Source organism: Thiothrix lacustris DSM 21227, from assembly GCF_000621325.1.
Taxonomy (GTDB): Bacteria; Pseudomonadota; Gammaproteobacteria; order Thiotrichales; family Thiotrichaceae; genus Thiothrix; species Thiothrix lacustris.
This window is the reverse complement of the sequence record NZ_JHYQ01000027.1, coordinates 1-15,953: the sequence shown is the minus strand read 5'-3', so window position 1 is coordinate 15,953 and position 15,953 is coordinate 1. Positions and strand designations below refer to the sequence as shown.

Below are 15,953 nucleotides of genomic sequence, written 5' to 3'. Positions count from 1 at the left end.
TGTATCGGGGTGTCTAACCCTGATACACCCACAAATGTTACTGAGCGAAATTATTCGCCAGAAGCCATTTGTTGCTGCGGTTCGATATTTTCATAGATTAAGTAAGGTTGAGATTCACCTTTAACCACTGACTCATCTACCACTACTTTGCTAACATTTTGCTCTGATGGTAGGTCATACATGGTATCTAGCAAGATTTTTTCCAGAATAGAACGTAATCCACGTGCACCAGTCTTGCGCTCCATCGCCTTGCGGGCAATAGAATGCAGCGCATCATCACGGAAGACTAATTCTGCCCCTTCCATCTCAAACAGCTTGCCGTATTGTTTGGTCAAAGCATTACGCGGTTCAGTCAGAATTTGCACTAACGCGGTTTCATCCAACTCTTCCAATGTAGCAATCACAGGAAGACGCCCAACGAACTCAGGAATTAACCCATAGTGCACCAAGTCTTCTGCTTCGATTTCCTTGATCACTTCACCAAAACTACGCCCCTCTTCAGGTGGCTTAACTTTAGCAGAGAAACCAATGCTGCCTTTTTCAGTACGACGGCGAATGACTTTATCCATTCCCGAGAAAGCTCCACCCACAATAAACAGAATATTGCGGGTATCCACTTGCAGGAATTCTTGCTGTGGATGTTTACGCCCACCCTGTGGTGGAACAGAAGCAATCGTGCCTTCGATCAGCTTCAATAATGCTTGCTGCACACCTTCGCCGGAAACATCACGTGTGATGGAAGGGTTATCTGCTTTGCGAGAAATTTTATCGATTTCATCGATGTAAACAATCCCAGTCTGGGCTTTTTCCACATCGTAATCACATTTTTGCAGCAGTTTCTGGATGATGTTTTCCACATCCTCGCCTACATAACCCGCCTCGGTCAGAGTGGTCGCATCGGCGATAGTAAAGGGCACATTCAGTAAACGCGCCAAGGTTTCTGCCAGCAAGGTCTTACCGCTACCAGTTGGACCAATCAGCAAAATATTACTTTTTGCTAGTTCAACATCGTCCTTACCGCCGGATTTTTTATACAGGCGCTTGTAATGATTGTAAACTGCAACGGACAGTACCCGCTTCGCCAATTCCTGACCAATAACGTATTCATCAAGATTTCCCTTGATCTCACGCGGCGTCGGCAGGGAAGATTGTTCATCAGCCCCTTGGGCGGTGTGCATTTCCTCTTGAATGATGTCATTACACAGATCGACACATTCATCGCAAATGAATACCGAAGGGCCAGCGATCAATTTACGCACTTCATGCTGGCTTTTTCCGCAGAAAGAGCAATACAGCAATTTGCCGCTATCTTGATCGCCTCTTCTATCTTTACTCATCAGAACCTCTATCCTGTGCCGTTTCTCGACACATCAACGATGTAAACCAAAGGACTATGTTGTGTCCGTATGCTTATTTTCAAGCGCTATTATTCTAATAAACTTGTCTGGTGACAAGAATACTCGGCTTTCGCAAGTATTTTACGCTTCTTTTCCTGAAAAACACCTGTCCAGACACGAAAACAGCCTGTAAAGACAGGCTGTTTTCTGACAAATGGTGGTTAGTAACACCAAAATGACTACGTGCGAACCATCAAGACCTCATCAATCAAGCCGTATGCACGTGCTGCTTCCGCATCCATAAAGTTGTCACGATCGGTATCTTGCTCGATACGCTCGACCGTTTGCCCGGTATGACCAGCCAATACTCTATTCAATACTTCACGCATTTTAAGAATTTCACGCGCTTGTATTTCAATATCTGATGCTTGGCCACGTGAACCACCCGATGGCTGGTGAATCATGACGCGGGAATGTGGCAATGCGAAACGCTTGCCGGGTTCACCCGCTGCCAACAACACAGCGCCCATGCTGGCTGCCTGACCAATACATAACGTACTGACATGCGGCTTGATGAACTTCATAGTGTCGTAAATTGCCATACCTGCGGTAATCACCCCACCCGGAGAATTGATATACAAATGAATATCTTTTTCTGGGTTTTCGGATTCGAGGAATAACAATTGCGCCACAATGAGGTTCGCCATGTAATCTTCGACTTCACCCACGCAGAAAATGACCCGTTCCCGCAACAAGCGCGAGTAAATGTCAAATGCGCGTTCGCCACGAGCAGATTGCTCGATAACCATTGGAACGCCAACGGCGCGTGGTTCATCTGGGTTTCTTACAAACATTACAACCTACCTTATTTGCGTGCTGGAATTCAGGCTTGTGCCTGTTCTGGCTTTTTAGGGTTCATGACGCTATCGAAGTCGCGGGGTTCATCCGTCACAGTGGCTTTTTCCATCACCCAGTCCACAATCATTTCTTCCATGACAGCGGCTTCAATGGTCTGCATGGCTTGACGGTTGCTGCGGTAGTAGTCTTTCAGCTCTTGTGGGTCTTCGTAACTGGCCGCTACGGTTTCCAACATAGCTTCTACGCGTGCAGGGTCACGCTGTAGGCTGTTCTGGCGAATCACTTCACCGACAATCAAACCTAACTTCACGCGGCGCTCTGCTTGTGGAGCAAACAACTCGTCAGGGATATTATCAGGCTTAGAACCAGTGTTTTGCGAGAACTCATCACGAACGTAGCGGATTTCATCCGTCACCAGTGCTTTAGGAATATCGATGGTATGTAAGTCAGACAAACCATCCATTACCTGCTGCTTAAGCTGTGACTTGATAGCATTGTCGAGTTCACGCTGCATATTCTTTTTCACTTCAGCACGAAATTCGTCAACAGAACCGCCATCCAAACCAAACTTGGTAATGAAGTCAGCATTGACTTCCGGCAGTACAGATTCACGTACTTTTTTCAGGGTAAGCTTGAACTGGGCAGTTTTGCCTTTCAGGTTCTCAGCGTGGTAACTTTCAGGGAATGCCACATCAATGGTTTTCTCTTCGCCAGCTTTCATGCCAACCAGACCTTCTTCAAAGTCTTTCAACATGCGGCCTGCACCGAGTTCTACTGAGTAATCTTGAGCAGCGCCACCTTCAAAGGCTTCGCCATCAACAGAACCGTCAAAGTCAACATTAACCATATCGCCGACAGCAGCAGCACGTTCAACGTCGTTCCACTCTTGATTTTGCTTGCGAATGACATCGATCATCTTATCCAGATCTGCATCCGCAATTTCGGCAATGGGACGAGTAATGCTTAGTGTTTCCACACCCGCAATCACCACATCAGGATAGACTTGGAAGCTAGCAACGAACTCTAAGTCCTTGCCTTCTTCCATCGTTTTCAGGTCAATTTCTGGTAAGCCAGCGACACGTAATTTTTCTTGATTCGCCGCATCTTGAAAGCTGGAACCCAGCAATTTCTCAACCACTTCGTAACGCACGGAATCTGCATAACGTTTTTTCACGACAGTAAAAGGGACTTTACCTGGACGGAAACCGTCAATTTTGACCCGACCAGCCATCCCCTTTAGGCGCTTTTCGACTTCTTGATCAATCTGTTGGGCAGGAACTGCCACTGTCATTTTGCGGTCGATATTACCGGTTGTTTCGACAGAAAATTGCATGTAAAAACCTCGTTACGGGCCTGACATCCACCTTTTCAGGGCAGATTGTCATTAAAAATCAAAGGGATAAGGGTGGTGCGAAAAGAGAGACTCGAACTCTCACGCCTTGCGGCGCTGGTACCTAAAACCAGTGCGTCTACCAATTCCGCCATTTTCGCATGTATCTACTAACCGTGGAATCCGCCCCGTCAGCAACAGTGGGGAATCACGAAGGGGGCAATTATACACAGCCTTTAGGCTTTTGTATAATATTTGAAGCGGGAAAAAGTGGGGTGGCTGATGGGACTCGAACCCACGACCACCGGAATCACAATCCAGTGCTCTACCAACTGAGCTACAGTCACCACTAAAACTTTATTTTCTGCTGGGCTACAAAATGGCGCGCCCGGCAGGGCTCGAACCTGCAACCTACGGCTTAGAAGGCCGTTGCTCTATCCGTTGAGCTACGGGCGCAAGTAAGAGGTAAAAATCGAATGGTCGGAATAGAGGGATTCGAACCCCCGACCCCCTGTACCCAAAACAGGTGCGCTACCAGGCTGCGCTATATTCCGATGCTTAAAGAACAAATCAAGTGTTGTGTTGTTCTTCAATCAAGAGCGCGAACTTTACGTATTATTCCCATTCATGTCAAGACTTAATGTGGTTTTTTTTAAGCAGCTTTAGTTAATACAGACTTCAACGCCACAATATTCCCCTTCTCAAGTTCACCCTCTTCCTTCTTTGTGGAAGGGATAGCCTCTTCTTTGCGTCCGTGGCGCTCGTAGAGGAATTTCAGCACCGCATGACGGCAACGAATGTATTCAGGCAATTCCGCCATCTCCACACGATTACGCGGGCGCGGCAGATTCACTTCCAGAATATCACCCACAGACGCCGCAGGGCCATTGGTCATCATCACGATACGGTCGGAAAGCAGCACGGCTTCATCCACATCATGGGTAATCATGATCACGGTGTTGCCCAAGTCGGCTTGGATTTCCATCATAGAATCCTGCAAATGAGCGCGAGTCAAGGCATCAAGTGCGCCGAAAGGCTCGTCCAGCAGCAGCACCTGTGGTTCCATCGCCAACGCACGCGCAATGCCTACACGCTGCTTCATACCCCCTGAAATTTCATCCGGGCGCTTGTGCATGGCGTGATCCATGTGTACCAAGTGCAGGTTGTGCTCGATCCATGCCTTCATTTCGGCCTTGGACTTTTTGCCTTTGAAGACCTGCTTCACCGCCAACTCAACGTTTTCATACGCGGTCAGCCACGGCAGTAGGGAATGGTTCTGGAACACGACGGCGCGTTCTGGCCCCGGCTCATCCACTTCGCGCCCGTCGAGGATCACACCGCCCTCAGTGGCTTTGTACAGCCCCGCAACGATATTCAACACAGTCGACTTGCCGCAGCCGGAATGCCCGATGATGGACACGAATTCGCCTTTGTTAATACGTAGATTTACCTTATCCAGCGCCCGGTACGGCCCTTGTGGCGTTGGGAAGTCGATGGATACCTGTGAAATCAACAGATGATCTGCTTGGTTTGTCGTGGTTGTCATGTGTATTCTCCTTCAATCCATTAACGCAGCGCGGCGCTTTTATCCCAAGAAAAATGGCGTTGCAGCAGCAACATGCCACGATCCAGCGCGAAACCGATCAGGCCGATCACAATCACCGCCACGATAATGCGCCCGAGGGAATTGGAACTGCCGTTCTGGAACTCGTCCCACACGAATTTGCCCAAACCGGGGTTTTGCGCGAGCATTTCCGCCGCAATCAACACCATCCACGCAATGCCCAGTGACAGGCGCAGGCCGGTGAAAATCATCGGAATGGCGGAAGGCAGCACGATTTTGCGTACATGCGTCCACCAACTCAGGCGCAGCACCTTGCTGACGTTCTGCAAATCCTTGCTGATATTGGCTACGCCGACGGTGGTATTAATAATGGTCGGCCACAAGCAGCACAGCAGTACCGTCAGCGCCGAAGTAACGAATGATTTGGCAAACATCGGATCATCCGACACATAAACCGCGCTCACGATAATGGTCACAATCGGCAACCATGCCAGCGGTGAAACGGGTTTGAATAACTGGATCAGCGGATTGATGGCGGAATACACCGTCTGACTCAACCCCGCGACGATGCCGAGTGGAATCGCAATCAACCCCGCCAGCACAAAGCCCGTCATCACAGTGAAAATGCTCGTCCAAATCTGGTCAAAAAACGTCGCTTTGCCGGTATAAGGGCGAATCGTTACATCAGCTTTCGGGTCTTCTTTCAGCGCCTCGGTGTTACGTTCTTCCTGACGTTGATAAAAATCAGCCTCTTTCTGGCGGGCGGCCTGATGTTCAGCCACCAAGCCTTCAAACTGATCGAACACCTGCACCGGGCCGGGAACAGCGCCGAGCGAGGTCACGATTTTGGGTGCGCCTATCTGCCAGATCGCCAGAAACAACAAGATGCCGATGAAGGGCGCTGCATAGGTCTGGAATATGTGTTTGGTGTTCATGGGATTATCCTATGGGTGAGGAGGTGGGGAATACCCACCTCCTGTTGCTTACACGGCGGCGTCTTTCTTCAAGCCAATCTCAAACTCATCCAGATAATCATTCGGCTTCGTACCGTCATAGGTTTTGCCGTCGATGAACTCATTGGTAGCAGGCTTGTAACCGCTTTCTGCACCGAAATCAGGGAAGTCTTCCTGCTTCATCTTTCCTTCGGCGATCAGGGCTTCAGCCGCTTTCTTGTAGATGGCTGGCAGGTAAACGCTTTTCGCCGTTTCGTCGTACCACTTATCCTCTTTCTTATCAGCAATCTGCCCCCAGCGGCGCATCTGGGTCAGATACCAGACCGCATCAGAGTAATACGGGTAAGTCGCGTTATGACGGAAGAACACGTTGAAGTCCGGTATGTCACGCTTGTCGCCTTTCTCATACTCGAAGGTGCCGGTCATGGAATTGGCGATGACTTTTTCATCTGCCCCGACGTATTCCGGTTTGGAAAGGATTTTCACTGCCTCAGCACGGTTGGCGTTATTGTTTTCATCCAGCCAGTAAGCGGCGCGAATCAGTGCCTTGACGATACGGGCAGTGGTATTCGGGTTCTTTTCGGTGAACTCTTTGGTCAAGCCGAACACTTTTTCCGGGTTGTTTTTCCAGATTTCGTAGTCGGTAATGACCGGCACGCCGATGCCCTTGAACACAGCCTGCTGGTTCCACGGTTCGCCGACGCAATAGCCGTTGATAGTGCCAGCTTCCAAGGTGGAGGGCATTTGCGGTGGCGGGGTAACGGAAAGAATCGCGTCAGCCTTGATAGTGCCCTTGATGTCATCCTTTTTCGGTGCATAGAAACCGGGGTGGATGCCGCCCGCTGCCAGCCAGTAACGCAGCTCATAATTGTGGGTAGAAACCGGGAAAACCATGCCCATGTTGAACGGCTTGCCTTCCTTCTTAAAGTCCTCGACCACCGGCTTGAGTGCATCGGCCTTGATCGGGTGGACAGGCTTGCCGTCTTTCATTTCGACGTGCTTTTTCATTTCTTCCCAAACGGCGTTGGAAACGGTGATGCCGTTGCCGTTCAGATCCATCGAAAACGGGGTCACGATGTCAGCCTTGGTGCCGAAACCGATGGTGGCGGCGAGCGGCTGGCCTGCCAGCATGTGTGCGCCGTCAAGCTGGCCGTCGATGACACCATCCAGCAATACTTTCCAGTTGGCTTGCGCTTCCAGCTTGACGTACAAGCCTTCGTCTTCAAAAAAGCCTTTTTCGTAAGCGATGGCTAGGGGGGCCATGTCAGTCAGTTTGATGAAGCCGAATTTCAGGTCGGCTTTTTCCGGTTTGCCAATTTTGTCTGTATCCGCAGCAGCTTGTACGGTGGTATTGATCAGCAGGCCAGTGCTCATGCTCATACTTAATGCCAGTGCCAGCGTGGCCTTCTTGAGGAAGGTGCGGCGTCCGCTTGTTGGTGTCTTGCTCATCGTTGAAACCTTTTTCGTAACCAAAAAAAAGCCCTGACAACTGTTGGGGAGGAGGAACCAACAGCGGTCAGGGCAGCTTTACCCAAATGCCGTACTACATCGCACGGTTAGGAGGAGAGGAGTCACTTCATCACTACGCAGTCGCCGTTGACTGCTTACTCTCAGTAAAGCAAACAGTGTGCCAATCATATAAAAACAATATAAATCAAATACTTAATAATATCACCCTGAATATAACCATATTAATTTGCACTAATGCTGTTACCCCATAATCTTTTTTGGTGCGCCGCATCATAGTGCATGAGAAATCGCGGTACATCCCCATCACAGTGCTGAAAACACAGCTTAAGCCTATCGCTGGTGCACAGTTTTACCGACATTTACGCCAAATTGCCCTAGGACTGGGCTTTGCGCAGTGGCACAGTTTTTGCTTAATCACTATCAAGGGGTGTGTTCAACGGCGAATGCACCACAAAATCCGCACAACGCTTGTGCTACACCACTGGGTAATGTTGCCCCGCTAAACGTTGGAGTCCTCCTCCACCAACGTTTAGCGGGGCTTTTTTGTTTTTGAAAACGGAAATTTGAGGTGAAACATGGCCACTACAGCCAGCGAGCGGTTTAACCTGCTTGATCTATCGAAGGCGAATATCCGCACCCTCCACTTGGGATGGTTTGCCTTTTTCATCAGCTTTATGGTGTGGTTTGCCCATGCTCCGCTGATGCCTTTCATTCGGGAAGCCTTGCAACTGACCGATTTGCAGGCAAAAGTCCTGCTGACCTTGAACGTGGCGCTGACTATTCCCGCGCGTATCGTGGTGGGAATGCTGGTTGACCGTTACGGCCCACGTATTATGTTCAGCGGCATTCTGATCATTGGCGGCATCGTAAGCATTGGGTTCTCACTAGCACAAGGCTATGAACAACTGGCTTTCATGCGCTTTCTGTCAGGCTTCGTCGGTGCTGGCTTTGTGGTCGGGATTCGCCTAATTGCGGAATGGTTTCCGGCACGCCAAACAGGGATAGCGCAAGGCATCTACGGTGGTTGGGGTAACTTTGGCTCAGCAGGTGCGGCAGGGCTACTGCCTTTCATCGCGGTCACGATTGGTGGCGATAATGGCTGGCGCTACGCCGTAGCGGTGACTGGGGTGATTGCGATTGCTTACGGTTTGATTTTCTACTGGCGCGTCCGCAATACTCCCAAAGGCTCGACCTACTTCAAGCCGAAGAAAACCGGCGCGTTGGAAGTCACCAGCGGTTTCGACTTAGTGCTGTACATCATCATGAACATCCCCATGTATGCCGCGCTGGCCATGCTGACCTACAAGCTCTCCCCTACTGGCATGAAATTGTTATCAGCCAACACCACCACCACCATTTACATCGTATTACTGGCAACTTACTTGTTTCAGGTCTGGAAAATCTGGCAATTGAATTCGCATGTACTGAAAGAACCCGTGCCAGAACTGCAACGCTATTCCTTTACCCAAGTCGCGATTCTGGATCTGGCGTACATGGTGACGTTTGGAACCGAGCTAGCAGTCGTGTCGATGCTGCCCATGTTTTACGTGGATATGTTTGGGCTGGATAAAGTCACGGCCGGTTTGCTGGCGGGTTCTTACGCAGTCATCAACTTAGTGGCACGTCCGGCTGGGGGTTTGATCAGCGACAAGTTTGGGCGCAAGATTACCCTGATTATCGTCTTCCTCGGCATTGGTGCAAGCTTCATGCTGCTGGGGCAAGTCAGCCCGGAATGGTCAGTATTGATGGTCATTACGGCCGCCACCCTTGGCGGGATTTTCTCCAAAGCAGGCTCAGGGGCTGTATATGCAATGGTACCCCTGATTCAACGCCGTTTAACCGGGCAAATCGCAGGCATGACCGGCGCGTATGGCAATGTCGGCGGCGTGGTCTTTCTTACTGTATTGGCGAGCACTTCACCGCAAGGCTTTTTCATGGTGATCGGCGCAACAGCCATCGCGGTATTGGCGTTTGTACTGCTATTCCTGCGGGAGCCTAGCGGTAATATGGTCGAAGTACTGCCGGACGGCACGGTGCAAATGATTGAGGTAAAATAATGCAAACCACCCTTGCCATCACGCTAGGCCAACACTCAATTGCGGGTGTCAAACCCGTGAATGAGGATTTTTACGGCGCACTGACCCCTAAAGGAGCCAGCCTCGACAGCCAAGGCATCGCGGTAGTGATTGCCGACGGCGTGAGTGCCAGTGAAGGTGGCAAGGAAGCGAGTGAAATCGCGGTGAAGCAATTCCTCAACGATTACTACAGCACCCCCGACTCATGGTCGGTCAAAACGGCGATTAACAAGGTCGTGGGTGCACTCAATTTGTGGCTGTGCAGCCAAGGACAACGCCAGTATGGCGGGTCAGGCGGCATGGCCACCACCTTTAGCGGACTGATATTCAAATCGCATACCGCTTACATCTACCACATTGGGGACAGCCGCATTTACCGCTGGCAACAGCAAACGCTCGACTGTTTGACGCAAGACCATCGCGTGCAATTCAGTGGGGAACGTTCCTATTTAACCCGCGCCTTGGGCATTGATACCCGCCTCGACATTGACTTTCGAGTGCTGGAGTTGCAGCCAGGCGATATATTTATGCTCTCTACCGACGGCATCCACGACGTACTGAGTGATACGCGGATTGCCGAATTATTACGTGAACACCCCGACCCACAAACCTGTGCGGAACAGCTCGTGGAAGCTGCCCTGCAAGCAGGCAGTCAGGACAATATTACCTGCCAAGTGGTACGCATTGACCAATTACCCCGCGTCAACCGCGAAGAATTCTACCAACAGCTCGGCAAACTGCCCTTCCCCCCCGACTTGAAAGCAGGACAAGTCATGGATGGCTATTTGATTTTACGCGAATTGAATGCCACCTCACGCAGCCAAGTTTACCTTGCCGAAGACACCCTCGACCCCAGCAGTGACAAGGTGGTGATTAAAACCCCGTCGCAAAACTTCAACGATGACCCCGCCTACATCGACCTGTTTTTGCACGAGGAATGGGTGGCGCGTCGTCTGAACTCCCCACACTTAATCAAGATGCACGAACGCAGCGCCCGCCACCACACCTTTCTGTACAGCGTGGTGGAATACGTCGAAGGGCAAACCCTGCGCCAATGGATGCTGGATAACCCCGCCCCCAACGTGACGCAAGTACGCGCCACGGTTGACCAGATTGCACGCGGCTTACGCGCCATGCACCGTTTGGAAATGATTCATCAAGACATCAAGCCCGACAATATCCTGATAGACCATCACAATACCCTGAAAATCATCGACTTTGGCTCAACCCGCATTGCCGGATTGATGGAAATTCAAAGCGTGTTACAACACAACCATATTGTGGGTACAGCCAATTATTCCGCCCCTGAATATTTTCAGGGCGCACGCGGCACCAACCGTTCCGATATTTTTTCGCTAGGGGTAATGGCTTACGAAATGTTCACCGGGCAACTGCCTTACGGTGAGATCGAGCCAGAACGCGCCCACAAGAAGACCTTTAACTACACTTCCGCCTGCCTATTCAACGCCAAAGTACCAGAATGGGTAGATGCTGCACTGGAAAAAGCCACGCACCCCAACCCCGAAAAACGCTACGAAGTGCTCTCAGAATTTGTTGCGGATTTAACCAAACCGAACGATAGCTTATTGGCAAGCAAGCACAGCCGCCCCTTGCTGGAGCGCAATCCGTTGGCATTCTGGAAAGGGCTGGCGGCGCTGGAAGCCGTGCTTATTCTGGCTTTGCTGTATGCGTTGGCGAAGTGAGGCACTGCAACGCCACGTAATTATTCCCCATCGCCATCGGCTGGCTGGCAGCACGCAATACCCACGGAGCCATGCACTGCTGCGCGGGCAGATAATCCACCGTTGGGTACGGCAGGCTCAGGGTTTCAGCAGCCACACGGTACAAATCCGTGCGGTAAACCTTCGCCAATAATGTCGCAGGGTCGGCGGGCAGTGTTGGCAATTGCCCCGTGGCGTGCATTTGCGCCAAAAAATACGTGCCGTGCGAATGCCACGGGAAATTGGCGGCATAACGCGTAAACACATTAAAATCGGGCAGCAAACGTTCCGGCTCATCAGGGGCGTAGCGATAACGCCCCAGCAATGGCGGCTGCACCAAGCTCAAGGGCACATCCAAATATTCCGGGCGTGCCAGTAATTCGGCAATACGCAGCCGATTGTGAGCATTATCCAGCCACTGTGCGGCTTCGAGCAAGGCACACAGCAAGGCTTGATGCGTTTTCGGATTGGCTTCTGCCCAAGCTTGCGTCACACCCAGTACTTTTTCGGGGCCGTTGTTCCACAGATCGTAACTGGTGACGGCGACGTGCCCGATACCCCGGCTGACGGCTTGCTGATTCCACGGTTCACCCGCGCAATAACCATCAATTTGCCCTTGCGCCAAGGACTCGACCATTTGCTGCGGGGGGATAACACGGATTTCCACATCCTGCCCCAATACCAGCCCACCATCCTGCAACCATGCCTGCAACAGGTAGTGGTGCTGCGAAAAAGGGTAAACACAGCCGAAAACCAGTTTGCGCGAGGTTTGTGCACTTAAAAGACGCTTGAGACCGTGCGCCCGCATCGGTGTAGTGCATAAATCTTGCGGAAAATGTTCGCGAATCGCCTGCATCAGGGAACTAGCGAGGGTAATCGCGCTGCCATTCAAACCCAGACTGAAGGCTGCTTGCATAGGAATGCCCAAACCATCAATGCCCAACGTCGCGGCTAGCGGCATCGGGGCAAGCATGTGTGCAGCATCCAGTTCGCCAAACGCTACCCGGTCACGGATGTTTGCCCACGAGACCTCACGGTGCAAGGTCACTTGTAGGCCATGTTTCTCGAAGAAACCGCGTTCCAGCGCCGCGACCAATACCGCGCAATCGGTCAACGGCAGGAAGCCAATGCGTAATGCCTGCTTCATGGTTTATCCCCCAGCAAGGCCATTGCGGCGACGAAATTGCGAGCGGCTTCACCAATTTTCATGTTGCGATCCATCGCCATTTTGCGCAGCAGTTGGTATGCCTCATCTTCCGACAGGTTGCGGTGCTGCATGAGGATGCCTTTGGCCTTGTCCACGTCTTTGCGATCTTGCAGGCGGCCTTTGTAATCTTCCAGTTCTTCGCGCAATTTCTGGTGATCCTGAAAGCGGGCAATCGCCACTTCCAGCACCGACTTCAGGCGCTTACCGGGTAAATCATCAACGATGTAGGCGCTAACCCCGGCACTGATGGCCGCGCGGGTGGTTTCGAGGTCACTTTGCGCGGCGAAAAACACGATGGGCTTAGGCATTTCACGACTGACATTGCGCAGCGACTCCAGCGTGTCGCGGTCAGGGCTTTGCATGTCGATGAGGATAATGTCCGGCTGGTGAGTGCGCACCGCATTCAGCAGGTTGTCGTGCTGCCCGACGCGGATAATGTGGGCGTAACCCACTGCCAACAGTGCCGCTTCCAAGCTGGCGGAACGGTCGGGGTCATGATCGACCAGCATGAGTTTGTGCATGTGTACCTTGTGTGATGGTTGTTATCTCCCAATCGGTGCAAGTTACATGCCATCAAAAACTGCTTCGCCGCTAGGAATAACTGCGCAATCAGGCATTGTGATGACGACATTGCCCCGTTTACGCCCGCTTTCCACATAACGATGCGCGGCTACAATCTGCTCGAATGGAAAGCACCGATCAATAACCGGGCGATATTTCCCTGTTAAAGCCAAATTCGCGAGAAAGTGCAAGGCTTTGGCATCACCGAATGCAGCCCCCGCAATGATTTTCCTGTTGCCCCCCATCGCCACCCAAGGAATCGCCAGCATCTCTGGCAAGCTCGCTGCCACCAGTACAAGACGACCGCCTGCCCTGAGTATGGGTTTGCTGCGGGCGTATGATACCCTGCCTGTGGTGTCGAAAATGACATGGTAAGTTTCATCCTGCTGGGTAAAATCTTCTTGCGTATAATCAATAACATGATCAGCACCCAATGATTTCACCAAAGCCGTATTGGCGGTACTGCATACACCCGTGACTTCTGCACCGATATGTTTTGCCAGTTGCACCACAGCCGTACCTACACTGCCGGAAGCGCCATTGATGAGTATTTTTTCTCCGCCTTGCAAATTTGCTTTGTGGAGGAAATACAGAGCGGTCGTTCCACCAAAAGACAAGGCGGCAGCTTCCGCAAAGCTGAGGTTAACAGGCTTGCGTACCACTGCCCCTGTTGCGGGTACACAGATGTATTCTGCATAACAACCCATCCGGGTATCAGTAAAAGCAAACACGGGGTCGCCCACCTGAAACTGACTTACGTTAGCACCGATAGCAGCAACTGTACCGGCCAGCTCACTTCCCAAAATCGCTTGCCTGGGTCGGTTGATGCCCAGTGCCAAACGCATAAGCAACTTGAAACCCTTGGGGGTATTGAGACCACGCACCCGACAATCCACTGACGTGACTGTCGTGGTGTGTATTTTCACCAGAATTTCATTGTCCTTCGGAACAGCCTGCTCTACCTGTTGCAATTGCAGGACATCGGGTGCACCGTATTGTTCACACACTATCGCTTTCATCTGCTGCCTCCTGACGGCTGGCAGGGTGGAATTAATGCTGCCAAATCTTTGCCATCCACCTCTTGCTTGAGGTCGTAATCCACCAGCAAGGGTAAATAACCTGACTCCCTATCCAATTGCAGGTAAGTCGTTGCCAGTATTTTCCCCGCTGGTAACTCAGTTTTTCGACACGCATCCACACTCACCCCCATCGTGCTTTCCGGCTTCTTACCACCATCAGCTTTTTTCGCTTTCAGTGTGTCGCGGAAGTGTTGCAAGCGCGGAATGTCCACCGACGCAAGCCGATACGCATACAGGGTGTAGTCCGATTTTGCGGCATCGGTAAGTGTCTTGCCCTCCAACGCCAATGGGACGGCTTCGAGGTTGAAACGTTCGTTAATCGGTGTTTCGCCGTCACGCTTCATTCCCAGCTCCAGCTTCACACCCTCGGGGCGCGGCGCAACCCAGTCCGGCATTTGTGCGGCTACCCGCAAGACGCTCGGGTCAACCGTCATCAAATCAGCGGTCGCCAGTTTATACAAGGTTTTGACGGGGATGGAGGTGCAAGCACCCAGCAATAAAGCGGCTCCGACAGCAAATAGTTTCTTCATGAGAGCATACCGTTTCATTTGAAAAAATGATTGTATTACGATAATATTTTCACTTTCAACAAGAATCTCAGGTTACCTTCATGCGCTTTACTACCACTCGTCTGAAACACTGGCTCGCCCCTGTGGCGAAATGGATTGCAGTACTGCTGCTCTTGTCCAACGCCCTGCTGTGGTGGCTGCCAGATGGGCAAGCTATCGTGGTAAAAAACTTTGCAACATTGACCACTGAAACCATTCAGATGACGCCGTTTGCCGTGTGGATGGGTTGGGGAATTTCCACCCTGCATCTGTGCATTATGGCGTGTGGAATTTGGGCGATGGCGAGTGTGTTTCGCTTATTGGCGCAAGGCGAATATTTCCACCCGCAGGTTGCGGCACAATTGCGGCGTTTTGGTCTGGTGTTATTGGTCGTTGGGGCGACTAACCCACTGGTACGTTTATTGGTGGTGTTGGCGGTCACGCTTGAAAATCCGGCAGGCCATCAGGCTATCGCGATCAGTATCGTCATGAATGACGTGTTGGTAGTGTTAATCGGTACGCTAATGGTTATGCTGGCTCATGCCCTGCAAGAAGCCGCCGCCATCGCCGAAGACAACCGCCAGATCGTGTGACCCCTATGTCTATTATTGTGAACCTTGATGTGATGCTCGCCAAACGCAAAATGCGCTCGAAAGAGTTAGCGGAACGCATCGGCATTACCGAACAAAACGTCTCCCTGCTCAAATCCGGCAAGGTCAAAGGCATCCGCTTTGAAACACTGGCAAAGATTTGCGAGGTACTGGACTGCCAGCCGGGGGATATTCTGGTGTTTGAAGCGGACAATCCAAACGATATGAAATAAAGGAACAAGCCCATGATTTATGTCTTCCTCATTATATTGACGCTGGCAGTAGCCCTATTGTATTTGCGCTATCGCCTGCACCGCACCCCAGATAACGAGGGTGTAGAAAAACCCGAATCTGATCATCCCATCCAGATCGGGCAGTCATTTTTTTGAACATCCCAAACGACCGGGCGTTTTTTTCAGCGTTGCCGACTTCCTGCTTCCCCATAACGCCCTGAATGCCACCTGATACGCTCAATACGGTGCATTTTTGCGTGTTTGGCAGCATCATTTCCCCCTTCATGCGACATACCCGTAATGTGCCAGCTTTTCGAGGTTGTGCATCAGGCAAAACAGTTTCCATTGCCCGTCCACTTTGGCTTTGCTGCGCAAGGTGAAGCGGTGCAGGCGTTTGTTGCCGCGCAAGTTCCCAAACACGGGTTCG

General features: G+C 51.4%; 16 protein-coding genes and 4 tRNA genes. 5 read left to right on the top strand and 15 right to left on the bottom strand.

Annotation, left to right across the window (positions count from 1 at the left end):
- Nucleotides 1–50: 50 nt before the first annotated feature.
- From clpX to Q394_RS0113300, 10 genes are all read right to left on the bottom strand, one after another.
- Nucleotides 51–1,337 carry an ATP-dependent Clp protease ATP-binding subunit ClpX gene (gene clpX / locus Q394_RS0113345; protein ID WP_028489711.1) on the bottom strand — a complete coding sequence of 429 codons (1,287 nt, stop codon included), beginning with the start codon at nucleotides 1,335–1,337 and terminating at the stop codon, nucleotides 51–53.
- Nucleotides 1,338–1,576: 239 nt separating this feature from the next.
- Nucleotides 1,577–2,191, bottom strand: coding sequence for an ATP-dependent Clp endopeptidase proteolytic subunit ClpP (gene clpP, locus Q394_RS0113340; protein ID WP_028489710.1), 615 nt, complete (start codon nucleotides 2,189–2,191; stop codon nucleotides 1,577–1,579).
- A gap of 29 nt (nucleotides 2,192–2,220) precedes the next feature.
- Nucleotides 2,221–3,528, bottom strand: coding sequence for a trigger factor (gene tig / locus Q394_RS0113335; RefSeq protein ID WP_028489709.1), 1,308 nt, complete (start codon nucleotides 3,526–3,528; stop codon nucleotides 2,221–2,223).
- Between the two features lie 73 nt (nucleotides 3,529–3,601).
- Nucleotides 3,602–3,686 (bottom strand) — tRNA-Leu (locus Q394_RS0113330).
- A gap of 110 nt (nucleotides 3,687–3,796) precedes the next feature.
- A tRNA-His gene (locus tag Q394_RS0113325) sits at nucleotides 3,797–3,872 on the bottom strand.
- A gap of 33 nt (nucleotides 3,873–3,905) precedes the next feature.
- Nucleotides 3,906–3,981 (bottom strand) — tRNA-Arg (locus tag Q394_RS0113320).
- A gap of 21 nt (nucleotides 3,982–4,002) precedes the next feature.
- A tRNA-Pro gene (locus tag Q394_RS0113315) sits at nucleotides 4,003–4,079 on the bottom strand.
- A 98-nt stretch (nucleotides 4,080–4,177) separates the two neighbouring features.
- On the bottom strand, nucleotides 4,178–5,071 hold the full coding sequence (locus Q394_RS0113310; RefSeq protein WP_028489708.1) for an ABC transporter ATP-binding protein: 894 nt from the start codon (nucleotides 5,069–5,071) through the stop codon (nucleotides 4,178–4,180).
- A 20-nt stretch (nucleotides 5,072–5,091) separates the two neighbouring features.
- Nucleotides 5,092–6,024: an ABC transporter permease gene (locus Q394_RS0113305; RefSeq protein WP_028489707.1), complete on the bottom strand. Its 933-nt coding sequence runs from the start codon at nucleotides 6,022–6,024 to the stop codon at nucleotides 5,092–5,094.
- A gap of 48 nt (nucleotides 6,025–6,072) precedes the next feature.
- A complete protein-coding gene (locus Q394_RS0113300; RefSeq protein ID WP_028489706.1) occupies nucleotides 6,073–7,491 on the bottom strand; it encodes a CmpA/NrtA family ABC transporter substrate-binding protein in 1,419 nt (472 codons plus the stop codon).
- 596 nt (nucleotides 7,492–8,087) lie between these two features.
- Here Q394_RS0113300 and Q394_RS0113295 point away from each other — a divergent pair.
- Both Q394_RS0113295 and Q394_RS0113290 read left to right on the top strand, forming a co-directional pair.
- Entirely contained in the window at nucleotides 8,088–9,569 is a 1,482-nt protein-coding gene (locus Q394_RS0113295; protein WP_038141558.1) for an MFS transporter, read from the top strand.
- Nucleotides 9,569–11,290 (top strand): bifunctional protein-serine/threonine kinase/phosphatase, encoded by a 1,722-nt coding sequence (locus tag Q394_RS0113290; RefSeq protein ID WP_028489704.1) that lies wholly within the window; start codon nucleotides 9,569–9,571, stop codon nucleotides 11,288–11,290. The genes Q394_RS0113295 and Q394_RS0113290 overlap by 1 nt, the downstream gene beginning before the upstream one ends.
- Here Q394_RS0113290 and Q394_RS0113285 read toward each other — a convergent pair.
- From Q394_RS0113285 to Q394_RS0113270, 4 genes are read right to left on the bottom strand one after another with little or no spacing between them, the layout of a single operon-like run.
- Complete coding sequence (locus Q394_RS0113285) at nucleotides 11,256–12,455, bottom strand: CmpA/NrtA family ABC transporter substrate-binding protein (RefSeq protein WP_028489703.1); 1,200 nt, start codon at nucleotides 12,453–12,455, stop codon at nucleotides 11,256–11,258. The genes Q394_RS0113290 and Q394_RS0113285 overlap by 35 nt on opposite strands.
- Nucleotides 12,452–13,036: an ANTAR domain-containing response regulator gene (locus Q394_RS0113280; RefSeq protein WP_028489702.1), complete on the bottom strand. Its 585-nt coding sequence runs from the start codon at nucleotides 13,034–13,036 to the stop codon at nucleotides 12,452–12,454. Before Q394_RS0113280 ends, Q394_RS0113285 begins: the two co-directional genes overlap by 4 nt.
- Before the next feature lie 42 nt (nucleotides 13,037–13,078).
- Entirely contained in the window at nucleotides 13,079–14,095 is a 1,017-nt protein-coding gene (locus tag Q394_RS20365) for an NAD(P)-dependent alcohol dehydrogenase (RefSeq protein WP_051543439.1), read from the bottom strand.
- Complete coding sequence (locus Q394_RS0113270) at nucleotides 14,092–14,685, bottom strand: hypothetical protein (protein WP_028489701.1); 594 nt, start codon at nucleotides 14,683–14,685, stop codon at nucleotides 14,092–14,094. Before Q394_RS0113270 ends, Q394_RS20365 begins: the two co-directional genes overlap by 4 nt.
- Before the next feature lie 80 nt (nucleotides 14,686–14,765).
- Here Q394_RS0113270 and Q394_RS0113265 point away from each other — a divergent pair, with 80 nt between their 5' ends.
- From Q394_RS0113265 to Q394_RS22475, 3 genes are read left to right on the top strand one after another with little or no spacing between them, the layout of a single operon-like run.
- Nucleotides 14,766–15,296 (top strand): DUF2975 domain-containing protein, encoded by a 531-nt coding sequence (locus tag Q394_RS0113265; protein ID WP_028489700.1) that lies wholly within the window; start codon nucleotides 14,766–14,768, stop codon nucleotides 15,294–15,296.
- Between the two features lie 5 nt (nucleotides 15,297–15,301).
- Nucleotides 15,302–15,526, top strand: a complete 225-nt coding sequence (locus tag Q394_RS0113260) for a helix-turn-helix domain-containing protein (protein WP_028489699.1) — start codon at nucleotides 15,302–15,304, stop codon at nucleotides 15,524–15,526.
- Nucleotides 15,527–15,538: 12 nt separating this feature from the next.
- The gene (locus Q394_RS22475) at nucleotides 15,539–15,682 is read left to right on the top strand and encodes a hypothetical protein (RefSeq protein ID WP_156946872.1); all 144 of its coding nucleotides are present in this window, start codon (nucleotides 15,539–15,541) and stop codon (nucleotides 15,680–15,682) included.
- A gap of 126 nt (nucleotides 15,683–15,808) precedes the next feature.
- Here Q394_RS22475 and Q394_RS23095 read toward each other — a convergent pair whose 3' ends face one another.
- Nucleotides 15,809–15,946 (bottom strand): transposase, encoded by a 138-nt coding sequence (locus Q394_RS23095; RefSeq protein WP_084260302.1) that lies wholly within the window; start codon nucleotides 15,944–15,946, stop codon nucleotides 15,809–15,811.
- Nucleotides 15,947–15,953 lie beyond the last annotated feature (7 nt).

Excerpts from the sequence above, each read along its gene's own strand:
- clpX (WP_028489711.1), bottom strand. The coding sequence starts at position 1,337 with ATGAGTAAAGATAGAAGAGGCGATCAAGATAGCGGCAAATTGCTGTAT.
- clpP (WP_028489710.1), bottom strand. The coding sequence starts at position 2,191 with ATGTTTGTAAGAAACCCAGATGAACCACGCGCCGTTGGCGTTCCAATG.
- tig (WP_028489709.1), bottom strand. The coding sequence starts at position 3,528 with ATGCAATTTTCTGTCGAAACAACCGGTAATATCGACCGCAAAATGACA.
- Q394_RS0113310 (WP_028489708.1), bottom strand. The coding sequence starts at position 5,071 with ATGACAACCACGACAAACCAAGCAGATCATCTGTTGATTTCACAGGTA.
- Q394_RS0113305 (WP_028489707.1), bottom strand. The coding sequence starts at position 6,024 with ATGAACACCAAACACATATTCCAGACCTATGCAGCGCCCTTCATCGGC.
- Q394_RS0113300 (WP_028489706.1), bottom strand. The coding sequence starts at position 7,491 with ATGAGCAAGACACCAACAAGCGGACGCCGCACCTTCCTCAAGAAGGCC.
- Q394_RS0113295 (WP_038141558.1), top strand. The coding sequence starts at position 8,088 with ATGGCCACTACAGCCAGCGAGCGGTTTAACCTGCTTGATCTATCGAAG.
- Q394_RS0113290 (WP_028489704.1), top strand. The coding sequence starts at position 9,569 with ATGCAAACCACCCTTGCCATCACGCTAGGCCAACACTCAATTGCGGGT.
- Q394_RS0113285 (WP_028489703.1), bottom strand. The coding sequence starts at position 12,455 with ATGAAGCAGGCATTACGCATTGGCTTCCTGCCGTTGACCGATTGCGCG.
- Q394_RS0113280 (WP_028489702.1), bottom strand. The coding sequence starts at position 13,036 with ATGCACAAACTCATGCTGGTCGATCATGACCCCGACCGTTCCGCCAGC.
- Q394_RS20365 (WP_051543439.1), bottom strand. The coding sequence starts at position 14,095 with ATGAAAGCGATAGTGTGTGAACAATACGGTGCACCCGATGTCCTGCAA.
- Q394_RS0113270 (WP_028489701.1), bottom strand. The coding sequence starts at position 14,685 with ATGAAGAAACTATTTGCTGTCGGAGCCGCTTTATTGCTGGGTGCTTGC.
- Q394_RS0113265 (WP_028489700.1), top strand. The coding sequence starts at position 14,766 with ATGCGCTTTACTACCACTCGTCTGAAACACTGGCTCGCCCCTGTGGCG.
- Q394_RS0113260 (WP_028489699.1), top strand. The coding sequence starts at position 15,302 with ATGTCTATTATTGTGAACCTTGATGTGATGCTCGCCAAACGCAAAATG.
- Q394_RS22475 (WP_156946872.1), top strand. The coding sequence starts at position 15,539 with ATGATTTATGTCTTCCTCATTATATTGACGCTGGCAGTAGCCCTATTG.